Source organism: Vibrio sp. S9_S30 (genome assembly GCF_014694455.1).
Taxonomy (GTDB): Bacteria; Pseudomonadota; Gammaproteobacteria; order Enterobacterales; family Vibrionaceae; genus Vibrio.
The window spans coordinates 152304-164116 of the sequence record NZ_JAAUWT010000014.1 but is presented as its reverse complement, the minus strand read 5'-3'; the positions used below and the strand labels follow the sequence as shown (position 1 = coordinate 164116).

Genomic DNA, 11813 nt, shown 5'->3' with positions numbered 1-11813 from the left:
GCTCAATGAATACTGATTACATTTACAAGTAAATGTTGAATTGACTGTGCTAAGTCTTCTTATGTTTCCAGAAGAAGTCTTGGTTGGTCACTCAGTTCATTGAAACCTAAAGTGTTTCCTAAGAAACGTTTTGGATTATCATCAACGAGTGCCCACACAGATTGATAGGTCTATATTGTTAAAGAGCTTTTTCTAACGATACTTAGCGCTCTGCGCTTGGCCGCTAGGGGTGCGAATGATACGCTCCCATTTTTGAGAGTCAAGATTTTTTTAAACTTTCTTTCTCTCTCTTACCCGCTCGTCGTGTGATTTCCATCTCACTCCGTGTCGGTGAGGCGGCATTATAGGGAGATAGGAATGGATGACAAGTCTTTTCTTTAAATTATTTTCCAAGTGAATAATTTTCAATCAAAACTCGAAATATCGAATAAAATTTCAACATTTGAAGGGTATCACAGCAATTGGTTGGAATTTCATCATGCTTAAACGTAAGATCTGTGTGTCTATTTTGTTAATAGCGCTTTGCATCTTATTACTTCACACTTTCAATGTAGTATTCAGATATGAACTCAAAAAAATCTTATTTATTCGTTATCGCACTGGCAGTATTGGGCGCTGCAGCCTTTTCACAAATTGCAGCACCACCAGCTACCGCTTTTATTATTGGCGTTTTTACTTGCGCGCTTATCTTATCCCTTTCTAACCCCTCTTCAGAGCATGCAAGTAATGACAAATCAGCTACGACCACTCTTTATGTGGGGAACCTTCCTTATAAAGCTAACGAGACCCATGTTCGGCAATTGTTTTCTAAACACGGACAAGTATTCGCGGTTAGGTTAATGAAAGACAAACGTACAGGTAAACGTAGAGGTTTCGGCTTTGTCGTTGTATCAAGGGAAGACACAGATAATGTCATTCAAGGACTAAATGAACAGGACTATATGGAGAGAACACTTAAAGTTAGAGTCGCCAACGATCCTAAACACCCGGAAACGGCTGAATAACCGTTTCTGAAAAACCCATCTTTTTTAATGTAGAGTTAAGTGCATCATCGCCTCGTGGTGGTGCACTACAAAAAATCCGATTTAACTGTTTCCTCTCTAACCCCGAGCTTGCTTTCAAAAGAAAAGCGACGCGACGAGCAATAGCGTTACCGGAATCGATTAATACAACGCCGTTCAACACTCGACTGATTTCATCTTTTAATAGTGGAAAATGCGTGCACCCCAATACTGCGACATCGATTTGGTTAATAAGCGGTTCGAGTAATTCTCTCATTTCTTCCGGACAAACTGTTTCCGAGCGCAACTTTCGCTCGGCCATTTCCACCAGTTTCGTGGAACCTAATAGCTTTACTTCTGTGTCTTTCGCGAAGTCTTTGATGAGATCGTGTGTGTAGTCGCGGGTTATCGTTGCGGGAGTAGCAATCAGACCGACGCCTATTTTGGAGATCAATGATGCTGGTTTTATAGCGGGAACTACTCCCACAATAGGAATGGATAACGCAGCCCTTAAGTGGGGTAAGACCAATGTACTGGCCGTATTACAAGCGATAACCACTAAGTCGATATCGTATTCTCGACAATATTGAGTGATCAAGGTTTGAACGCGATATACCAGCGTATCGCCATCCAGCTCTCCATATGGGTATGCCGCGTTGTCAAAAAGATAGAGGTACTCCAATTGCGGAAGCAACGCTTTCAATTCTATGTATACGGAGAGACCTCCAACACCAGAATCAAAAATGAGCACTCTCTTTTCTGTTTTTTTATCCACGTTCGTTCTTACCCCAATAAAAGCTGGACGTATATTACTGGTAAAGTGACTCCTCGCCAATATTCGCCACATAACGTAAGTGGTGAAATCGCTCGGTGCACTCAATGGAAATAGACCACAAGCATAAATTATGGCTAAAACAAGGAGCCGATGTCACTAACGTGTGAAATTCACCATTCTCTCCGCAAGGATCTATTTCGTTAGGTAAGTTAGCGATCAATTCTTTGCTATACCACTCACCACATAGGCTGGAAGGCAATTTGTTCCCATCCACTGTCACTACAATGGTTTCAATGCCTCTATCCAGTATTTCATTCGCTAATTCTGTACTGGGTGTCCCCATCAACGGAAATACACACTCCCACCCTGCTTTCTCAATATAGCTTTTTCGATATTCCATGATGCCATTACAAAACATATCGCCAAACGCAACGGCATCTATCTCTAGCTTTGAGTTTTTTAACCCTTTAACTATATAACTCTGATACACCTCGTTGGGTGGAAATACTTCTGGAAGTTGAATCGTGACTAACGGCAAATTGGCGAGTTCCGCTTGCATTTTTACAACCGAAATGGGTGTGACTTGAAATGGGACTTCGCCGTCTACGTGAGTCGTGTACAACCCGACGACTTCATATTGAGGGTCTTCGAGTAGACGAATGAGCGTTAGCGTGGAATCTTTACCTGATGACCAACTGACGATGACTTTTTTAGATTCGTTTTTCATAGAAATTAAAAAGCCGCCCTAAGGCGGCTTGGAATTAGAATTGGTAAGCAATGCTTAAATAGATAGTACGTTCTGATGCCGGATATCCGTTAGCAGTCTCGTACTTTTCATTTAGTAGATTATCAACACGTCCACGAATCGCAACATTAGGCTCAACCCAATAAGTCGCTGCTGCATCTAGCAAATCATACGGCTTCAGATAAATTGGAGTTGCGTCATAATCACTATTTCTTCGTTTTGTGTAGTACTGATAGCTCAGTGATAGATCTACATCGTCAAACGAAGTACTCACATTCCATTTAAATGCGCCCTTTGAACGACGAGCCAACAATTTGCCTTCATCATTTTTTGGATCTTTCAAGTCAATAGAGAACGCATGGAATATCGAACCTGTTTCAAAGGCAGCTTCTAATTCAACACCTTTGATTCGGGTTTGTCCTTCAACATTTACGTATTGTCGCTTATTACCGTCATAATCAATCAAGTCATCAATCTTGATATCGTATCCCGTTACAGCCCAATCAATATCCTTGACCGTTCCTTTAACACCAATATCTATGTTTTTCGAAGATTCAGGTTTTAAACTTTTATTTTCCCCGACCCAAGCAGAACCATTTTGTTGTGATAACGTTGGGGCTTTAAAAGCCGTTCCATAAGAACCAAAGACTTGAATACTTTCAGTAATGTCGAAACCTAATCCTGCATTATATGTGGTATTTCGACCGTAATCTTGGTTGTCATCACTACGAATAGATAGTTCGACTGTCACAATTTCTTGCTTGGTCGATAGCACACCAAACACACCTGTGTTTGAACGATCTTGCGTAGAATCTGCTTTATCGTCTTTATAAAAGTCTTTTCTCCAATCTAAACCACCTGAGACCTGAGTTGACTCATTAATTTCATAGCTAGAGATCCAACTGACATTATCTTGCTTATAAACATTTCGATATTGATCACTAGCACTTAGATCATATGGATTTGATGTATTAGAACGTCCAAACTCATTCGAGTAAGAAAATGTAGATGCAAGCTGATCTTTTGTATAACCAATAGAGCCGCCAATTACTTGACTTGAAACATGTGACTCAGATGTTTTACGAGAGCTAGAGCTATTGTTGTCATATTGATACGTATTATCGTAAACGCGCGCGAAAACAGATGCTTCTATTACGTCATTAAAATTATGTCTGTAACCCAGTGAACCATTGATGGAAGAAAAGCCATGCTTTTCACCATCGTTCACACCTGGTACTGGTTTTACATTATAGCCTTCATCTTTTTCATAGCCCGCAGTCACTGCAAGTTTGCCAGATTCAGACGTAGAAATAACCGAATCAAAGTTTGCTTCTTGACTGCGACTACCGACACCAACAGATAAGTTAGATATAGCTTGGTTCTTAGTATTCGAATAAGTGATGATATTAATGACACCACCAATAGCTTCAGAGCCATACATTGCAGCACGAGCACCACGGACGTATTCAATTCGCTCTATCTGTGAAACAGGCACTTGGTTAAAGTCCACACTGCCTGTTGAAGATTTAGCCATACGCACGCCATCGATGAGCACAAGCACCTGATCTGAGCCAGTACCACGTACGTACACACTCGCAAGCTGACCTCGCCCACCGTTTTGAGCGATCTCCACTCCTGGAAGTTTACGTAATACTTCAGGTAGGCTTTTAGCTTGCGACTGAATGATTTCCTGACGCGTGACAACGTTTACTGGTGCAAGAACAGATTGAGTACTTTGCTCAAATCGGTTCGCTGTCACTACGAGAGTTTCGGTATCTGCCGCTTCTTGAGCAACAGAAATGGAGGCGTGTGTAAGCAGCGACGCTACTGTGGTCGCTAGAAGAGTTTTTTTCATTGTCATTTCCTAAATCGCGAGAATCCTTCTAAGACCAAGCAGTACGTTTCTACGTGGCTACTATCCGCTTGGTTCTTATTGCTGGCAGGTATTCGGACTTAAGAGCTCACCCTAATCTACAGGAACACTAATTCCATACAGATTCAGATACCTAGCACCTCACTTCCCACTTACAAACCGTAAGCAGTGTTTGGATTCAATCCGAGGTGTTCGTTCTCTTTTACCGCTGCGCGTCAGTTCTGGATTTCCACCAGATTCCCTTTTCAGTCAAAATTTGACCACCAGCTTGAACGAGGATACTAGTTCGCATTCTTATGACTGTCTAGACGTATTTCTTCTAACCTATTATCACTCTCGTCAATAGCACAAACATTCATCAAATTGATTGTAACAAGAGTGATTGATCCATCTCATGAATCCACCAGAAAGACAAAGCTGGACAAATAAAGTGGATTGAATAAAATCTGCGCTCCCTGTACCTAAGCAATAAGGCATGACTCCATGGCGTCACTTGATGTAAACCCAGAGCATTATCAAGCACAACTTGCGGATAAAACCCAGCGCCTGACTGAGATGTTTGCTCCTTTCAATGCACCAGAATTGGAAGTGTATGAGTCTCCAGATCAGCACTACCGCATGAGAGCGGAGTTTCGAGTTTGGCACGAAGGTGAAGAGCTCTACTACATCATGTTCAATCAAGAGACGCGTGAAAAATATCGCGTGGATACCTTCCCTGCGGCAAGCCGTTTAATCAATGATCTTATGCCCTTGTTGATCGACGCGATGAAAGATAACGATACGTTGCGCCGAAAGCTGTTTCAGGTCGACTTTTTATCCACACTCAGTGGCGAGATTTTGGTGTCTTTGCTTTACCACCGTCAATTAGATGATGAATGGATTTCACAGGCAAAAGCCCTAAAACAGCGGCTCAATGATGAAGGGTTCAACCTCAATTTGATTGGTCGAGCTCGGAAAATGAAAATCGTACTGGATCAAGATTACGTTATTGAAAAACTGAATGTTCATGGCGAAACTTACGTCTATCAGCAAGTAGAAAACAGTTTTACACAGCCAAATGGGATCGTTGCGCAAAAAATGTTGGAGTGGGCAGTAGATTGCACTCAAGAGAGTACAGGGGATCTTCTAGAACTCTATTGTGGTAATGGAAACTTCTCGTTGGCACTGGCACAGAATTTCGATCGCGTATTGGCAACCGAACTGGCTAAACCCTCTGTCGATTCTGCACAGTTTAATATTGAAGCGAACAACATCGACAACGTGCAAATTGTTCGGATGTCCGCCGAAGAGTTCACCGAGGCCATGGAAGGCAAACGAGAGTTTCGCCGCTTGAAGCAGCAGAATGTCGATCTAACAAGCTATAACTGCAACACCATCTTCGTCGACCCACCTCGCGCTGGCATGGATATCGACACATGTAAGATGGTGCAAGGGTATGAACGTATTATGTACATTTCTTGCAACCCAGACACATTGAAAGACAATTTGGATATTTTGAGTAAAACTCACCGTATTACTCGCTTTGCCTTGTTTGATCAATTTCCCTACACCCACCACATGGAAGCGGGTGTGTTCTTAGAAAGAAAAGCATAAACAAAAAAAACCACTCATCGGAGCGGTTTTTTTATGCGTTTCGGTGATCGGGTGATCTATTGAGGCTTAGCGATATACCCGAGTTTCTTACCAACCCAAACAAGGAGAAGCAGGGTTACGATAATCGAGAAGAAATTGGAGCCTGATTCTGGGTATTGTGCTCCAAGGAAAGCAGAATACCCAAACGCCCCAACAAAGAAACATGCCAGAGCCACCATCGGGATATCTTCAGAAACAGGGTGACGTAGATATTCCTGATACAGGTTCTGTACTGCCAATACCAATGCTATGACTGGGAACACTGAAAAAGCCACTTCACTGACTGTCAGTGCTGACAACAGAGCATTACTGCACATACCCGCAATTAGAGCTAAGAGGAGAGTTTTCTTTTCTGACCCTTGGTCAGAGATAGGAGCTTCATTCGACATTGCTTTGTCCTGCCTTATTCTTCTTTAGTTCATTTTCTTTTCGGTACACATGGGCACCTTTTGCAATCATTCTGAGCTGAGTGATCAAGCGATTCGCCAGCTCATTTCGTTCATCTTTTTCCAAATCCAGCGCTTCTGCGCCAGAGCTGAAAACCAGCGTCACCGATGCTTCTGCCTGAGTGTAAGCACCTTCTCGAGACACACCATTGATCACCAAGTATTCAGTAAGTTCTGCAACAAAGTGCTGGATTTCTCGAGCAACCGCCGCACGAAACTCAGACGATGTCCCCGAACGCTCTCTCAACAGCAACCGGAAAACGTTTGGGCTACTCTCGATAAACTCCATAAACGTGTCTACCGAGGTTTTAATCACGCTGCCCTCTTTGGCAATGCGCTGCCTAGCTTGACGCATCAATTGACGAAGCAGTAAACCGCCTTCATCAACCATGGTCAATCCAAGTTCATCCATGTCTTTAAAGTGACGATAGAAAGAGGTCGGCGCAATGCCCGCCTCTCTCGCCACTTCACGTAAGCTTAGATTAGAAAAGCTGCGATCGGCACTTAACTGACTAAAAGCGGCATCGATTACTGAGCGTCGGGTTTTTTCTTTTTGTTGAGCCCGGATTCCCAAACTCTTTTTTATATTCTCGTTTGTCATTCTTAACTACGCTTTATAGAGAAACTGACCTAACAGGCAAGCCTTACTATACCGTGAATGCAGTAAGAGTCTATGAGACAACGGTGGATACTTTACGGATTTTTCACGGAATTGCTCGCCTGTTACTCGAAGTTACTGATGACTTCACAAATTCTGATTGAAACACAACGTGATCCTCTCCACTGTCTACTGGTGAGGCCATTTACCTGTAAAATGAAGTCGTTAAAATATCGCTACAGCAATGTTAACTATCATTACAAAAGGCAAATATATGACCTCAACGCACTTCGATGCAATAGTAATAGGCAGCGGTCCTGGTGGTGAAGGGGCGGCAATGGGCTTAACAAAATCGGGGTTAAACGTTGCAATCATTGAGCGGGAGAGCAGTGTGGGCGGGGGGTGTACTCATTGGGGTACCATTCCTTCAAAAGCACTGAGACATGCGGTTAGCCGCATCATAGAATTCAATAATAATCCTCTCTTCTGCCACAATAATTCCAGCCTACACTCTACGTTTTCCAATATTCTCGGCCACGCCAAAAGCGTTATCGACAAACAAACTCGCTTAAGACAAGGTTTCTACGACCGCAATGAGTGCTCTCTGATTTTTGGTGAAGCACGATTCATTGCCAGCAATACGGTAGAAGTGCTGCAACCCGATGGCACTGTAGAACAATACACCGCCGATAAGTTTGTTATCGCTACTGGCTCTCGACCCTACAGACCCGCTGATGTTGACTTCAGTCATGACCGTATTTACGACAGCGATTCTATTTTGTCGCTCGAGCATGATCCACGACACATCATCATTTATGGTGCTGGCGTTATCGGCTGTGAGTACGCCTCCATCTTCCGCGGGCTTGGTGTGAAAACCGACCTCATCAACACTCGCGATAGACTACTTTCTTTCCTAGACAACGAAACCTCCGACGCACTGTCTTACCACTTTTGGAACAGTGGCGTGATCATTCGCAACGATGAAACGTATGAACGCATTGAAGCATCCGATGAAGGTGTGGTGATTCACTTGGAGTCGGGTAAAAAAATGCGTGCCGATTGTATCCTCTACGCTAACGGACGAACAGGCAATACGGATAAGTTGAGTTTAGAGAATGTAGGTCTCACGCCAGACTCACGAGGTCAGCTCAGCGTGAACACCAATTACCAAACGGATGTAGAGCACATATACGCAGTTGGCGATGTGATTGGTTACCCAAGCCTTGCGAGTGCGGCATACGATCAGGGTCGATTTGTGGCGCAGGCCATCACCAAAGGGCAAGCCGACAATCACTTGATTGAAGACATTCCGACGGGGATCTACACCATCCCTGAAATCAGTTCTGTGGGCAAAACCGAGCAAGAGCTCACCGCCGCGAAAATCCCGTATGAAGTGGGTCGATCGTCATTTAAGCATCTTGCAAGGGCGCAAATTGCCGGAAAAGACATTGGATCATTAAAAATTCTTTTCCACCGTGAGACAAAAGAAATACTGGGTATTCACTGTTTTGGTGAGCGTGCAGCGGAAATTATCCATATCGGGCAAGCCATTATGGAGCAAAAAGGCGAAGCGAACACCATTGAGTACTTCGTCAACACTACTTTTAACTACCCTACAATGGCAGAGGCATACCGAGTCGCGGCATTGAATGGTTTAAACCGTTTGTTCTGATGTCAAAGCATCAAAAAAGAGGGTCAGCATACGCTGACCCTCTTTTTGTGTTTAAAACAATACCGCTACAAACAATACCGCTACAAATACTACGCTAGAAACCGATTTCCTCGCCATTGATAGACAAACACCACCGCTAACCCCAACCCTCTCATCCCCATAAAGCTCAGCATAGCTAGCCATAAAGCATGATTACCGAGATCGGAAAAAGTGAAAAAAACAAGGAAGAAACTGCTTGTCGCAACAAACATGCTATTGCGCATTTCTTTGCCTTTTGTTGCACCAATGAAAATGCCATCAAATAGGAAACACCACATAGAAACCAACGGCATCGCAATTAACCATGGTAAGTAAGCGTTGGCATGTTCTCGTACGATAGGAATGTCTGTGATCATCGAGATCAGCAGCGATCCCCCAAAGGCAAACACCAACGTCAGCACCGCGCAAATCATTAAACTCCAGAAAAACGTTCCGATCAGCGACAGTTTCAACTGCTTCTTATCTTTTGCTCCAATGGCTTTCCCTACCATTGCTTCCATCGCATAGGCAAACCCATCCATGCCGTAAGAAATCATCATCAAAAAGCTCATCAATACCGCATTGGCTGCCACCACATCATCGCCAAAGCTGGCACCTTGAAAAGTCATAAACACAAACGCTGCCTGTAAACACAATGAGCGTAGAAATATGTCGCGATTAAGACGAACAAAGCGCCCTATTCCATTGGTTATGACCCCTAGTTGGCTAAAAACAGATGGCAGCGCGAGTTTAATCCATGTGCGATAAACAAAAAATAAACCGAGTGACATGCCCAGATAATCGGCCAGTACGGATGCCAATGCTGCTCCTTCCACCTTCCAACCAAAACCGATCACGAACAGCAGATCGAGCACAATGTTCGTAAGGTTGGACACAATCACTATCCACATTGGTGCTTTCGCGTTTTGCGTTCCTAATAACCACCCGAGAATAACGAAATTGGCGAGAGCGGCTGGCGCACTCCAAACGCGGATTGAAAAGTATTGTTGACCGTAAAATTTAACCTGATCACTCGCGTCACTCAGCACAAACACCCACTCTGAAACCCACGGGTGGAGCGAAAGAAATAATAACGCGAATATTCCAGCCATCATTAAACCTTGAAGCAAAACAAGGCAAAGTAGCTCTCCACTTTTTGCGCCCGTTGCTTGCGCGGCTAACCCAGTTGTTGCCATTCGCAAGAAACCCAGCAGCCAAAACGACACACTGATCATTGTGCCGCCTAATGCGACTCCGCCCAAATACCAAGCATGTTCAAGGTGTCCGATAACCGCCGCATCCACCAGCCCAAGCAAAGGGATAGTGATATTGGATAACACCATGGGAATGGCAAGCCAAAGCACTTGCTTGTGCAAAGACCAATGAGAAAGAAAGGAAAACGGTTGGGATTTGATCACATGAAACCTCGACAATGATAGCGTCGAGGTTAGCGCCTAGCGATTGATTAATCAATCACCATCGCATGTGCAAAAGAACAGGAGTCATTCGGTGCTTGAAGAAGGACATTTTGGACAACCAACGTTGCCAACGTTTCCATCGGTTGCAGTTTTTATCCATGGGGGAATGAAGCGTCACCCATTGATACCAAGGAAGCCAGTTCAGTAGCTTCTCTTTCGGTTGCCTAATCGCATGTTTGTAGCCTCCCCCACCGAGCTTTTTCCCCCAATGAGAGTTTGCTAAGTCACCAGCTAACACGAAACACGCTTGGGCATGGATAAATCGACGACCTAATGTTCGGATAAATTGGGCAACCTGAGATTCGTCACAGTCGAGGAGGGCATGTTCACAAACAATGAGAACAGGGGAAGATTCAGGAACGGGTAAATCATTAAGCCAATCAGTATCGACGACACTGCCACATCGAAGCTGATAACGCTCACTAGGGTGAAAGAGCTTTTGACGCCAGAGTAAATTTTCGCTGATATCCAGCTCCAGCCAATGGCAGCGGCCGTTATCTAAACGGTAGAAGCGGGTGTCCAATCCAGCTCCAACATTCAAGATCCAAGCTTCAGGGTTATCCATCAAAAAGCTTTTTACTCTTTCATCACACAATTGAGTAAGTGTGGCATTCAAAAGTTGCTTTTGATCAACGTCGCCAGACAAACATTCCGGTGCCAGTTCACAACGCTGGCAAGCATTGGCCGCAATAGGATCGTAAACCAACCCATCATCAACCATGCTTTCTCTGCTTCGCAACCACATAGGCTGAAGCAAATTCGCTGGAATCTGGTAGTGAGACTTAGGTCGTTTGAAGTGAGGTTGTGTCATTATCATCTTCCCTACAATAATAGTAAGATGATAATGACTATCATTTAATAAATCAAAGTTTAATTACATCCAATCAGCATTTCTGATCACACCCACAGCAATACCTTCAATCGCTAAGTGCTGTGAGGTAAGGTCGACTTTGATCGGTTCAAACTCTTCATTTTCTGCATGAAGTAGAACCGTCGAGCCTTTGCGTTCAAGACGTTTTACTGTTACGTCGTCATCGACTCGAGCCACAACAACCTGCCCATCACGCACATCTGATGTTTTATGAACAGCCAATAAATCACCATCCATAATGCCAATGTCTTTCATACTCATACCATTAACACGAAGCAAAAAGTCGGCTTGTGGTTTAAACATGGTCGGATCGACTTGATAGTGCGTTTCAACGTGTTCTTGAGCCAGAATAGGTTCACCTGCTGCAACCTGACCAATCAAGGGTAAACCATTTTCTTCATCTTCCAGAAGAATTCGGATGCCTCGAGATGCACCGGGAATAATCTCGATCACTTCTTTTCTGGCAAGAGCTTTTAAATGTTCTTCTGCTGCATTGGCAGAACGGAACCCCAACTCACGGGCAATCTCTGCACGAGTGGGTGGCATACCGGATGCTTCGATCTTATCTTTGATCAGATCGAAAACTTGTTGTTGGCGCGGCGTTAATGGCTTCATGGTCCACCTGTCTTTTTATACAGTTAACTGTGAGTATATCCAGTAAATCGTCGAAATCAAAGACAATTGTCTATTTTTTAACGGATTGG

At 43.9% G+C, this 11813-nt stretch carries 11 protein-coding genes and 1 riboswitch; of the genes, 3 read left to right on the top strand and 8 right to left on the bottom strand.

The genetic code is table 11. The features are described from left to right. Nucleotides 1-563: 563 nt before the first annotated feature. On the top strand, nucleotides 564-1004 hold the full coding sequence (locus HC752_RS17135; RefSeq protein ID WP_190336379.1) for an RNA recognition motif domain-containing protein: 441 nt from the start codon (nucleotides 564-566) through the stop codon (nucleotides 1002-1004). On the opposite strand, the gene murI is transcribed toward HC752_RS17135, so the two are convergent. From murI to btuB, 3 genes are read right to left on the bottom strand one after another with little or no spacing between them, the layout of a single operon-like run. After that, nucleotides 979-1776 (bottom strand): glutamate racemase, encoded by a 798-nt coding sequence (gene murI / locus HC752_RS17130; RefSeq protein ID WP_342029489.1) that lies wholly within the window; start codon nucleotides 1774-1776, stop codon nucleotides 979-981. The genes HC752_RS17135 and murI overlap by 26 nt on opposite strands. Before the next feature lie 34 nt (nucleotides 1777-1810). Beyond that, nucleotides 1811-2503 (bottom strand): adenine nucleotide alpha hydrolase, encoded by a 693-nt coding sequence (locus tag HC752_RS17125; RefSeq protein ID WP_190336378.1) that lies wholly within the window; start codon nucleotides 2501-2503, stop codon nucleotides 1811-1813. 34 nt (nucleotides 2504-2537) lie between these two features. Beyond that, nucleotides 2538-4376 (bottom strand): TonB-dependent vitamin B12 receptor, encoded by a 1839-nt coding sequence (gene btuB / locus HC752_RS17120; RefSeq protein ID WP_190336377.1) that lies wholly within the window; start codon nucleotides 4374-4376, stop codon nucleotides 2538-2540. A 66-nt stretch (nucleotides 4377-4442) separates the two neighbouring features. Next, nucleotides 4443-4677, bottom strand: a riboswitch (cobalamin riboswitch). Between the two features lie 200 nt (nucleotides 4678-4877). On the opposite strand from btuB, the gene trmA reads away from it, so the two are divergent. Beyond that, on the top strand, nucleotides 4878-5987 hold the full coding sequence (gene trmA, locus HC752_RS17115) for a tRNA (uridine(54)-C5)-methyltransferase TrmA (RefSeq protein ID WP_190336376.1): 1110 nt from the start codon (nucleotides 4878-4880) through the stop codon (nucleotides 5985-5987). A gap of 56 nt (nucleotides 5988-6043) precedes the next feature. On the opposite strand, the gene HC752_RS17110 is transcribed toward trmA, so the two are convergent. Together HC752_RS17110 and fabR are read right to left on the bottom strand one after the other, a co-directional pair. Beyond that, the gene (locus HC752_RS17110) at nucleotides 6044-6415 is read right to left on the bottom strand and encodes a YijD family membrane protein (protein ID WP_190336375.1); all 372 of its coding nucleotides are present in this window, start codon (nucleotides 6413-6415) and stop codon (nucleotides 6044-6046) included. Then, nucleotides 6405-7073, bottom strand: coding sequence for an HTH-type transcriptional repressor FabR (fabR, locus tag HC752_RS17105; RefSeq protein ID WP_190336374.1), 669 nt, complete (start codon nucleotides 7071-7073; stop codon nucleotides 6405-6407). Before fabR ends, HC752_RS17110 begins: the two co-directional genes overlap by 11 nt. A gap of 271 nt (nucleotides 7074-7344) precedes the next feature. Between fabR and sthA the strand changes: the two genes are divergently transcribed. Then, the gene (gene sthA, locus HC752_RS17100; protein WP_190336373.1) at nucleotides 7345-8742 is read left to right on the top strand and encodes a Si-specific NAD(P)(+) transhydrogenase; all 1398 of its coding nucleotides are present in this window, start codon (nucleotides 7345-7347) and stop codon (nucleotides 8740-8742) included. Between the two features lie 89 nt (nucleotides 8743-8831). On the opposite strand, the gene dinF is transcribed toward sthA, so the two are convergent. The 3 genes from dinF to lexA all read right to left on the bottom strand — a co-directional run bounded on the left by dinF (nucleotide 8832) and on the right by lexA (nucleotide 11724). After that, nucleotides 8832-10178: an MATE family efflux transporter DinF gene (gene dinF / locus HC752_RS17095; RefSeq protein WP_342029488.1), complete on the bottom strand. Its 1347-nt coding sequence runs from the start codon at nucleotides 10176-10178 to the stop codon at nucleotides 8832-8834. 55 nt (nucleotides 10179-10233) lie between these two features. After that, nucleotides 10234-11049: a class I SAM-dependent methyltransferase gene (locus HC752_RS17090; RefSeq protein WP_190336372.1), complete on the bottom strand. Its 816-nt coding sequence runs from the start codon at nucleotides 11047-11049 to the stop codon at nucleotides 10234-10236. Between the two features lie 63 nt (nucleotides 11050-11112). Next, entirely contained in the window at nucleotides 11113-11724 is a 612-nt protein-coding gene (lexA, locus tag HC752_RS17085; RefSeq protein WP_190336371.1) for a transcriptional repressor LexA, read from the bottom strand. Nucleotides 11725-11813 lie beyond the last annotated feature (89 nt).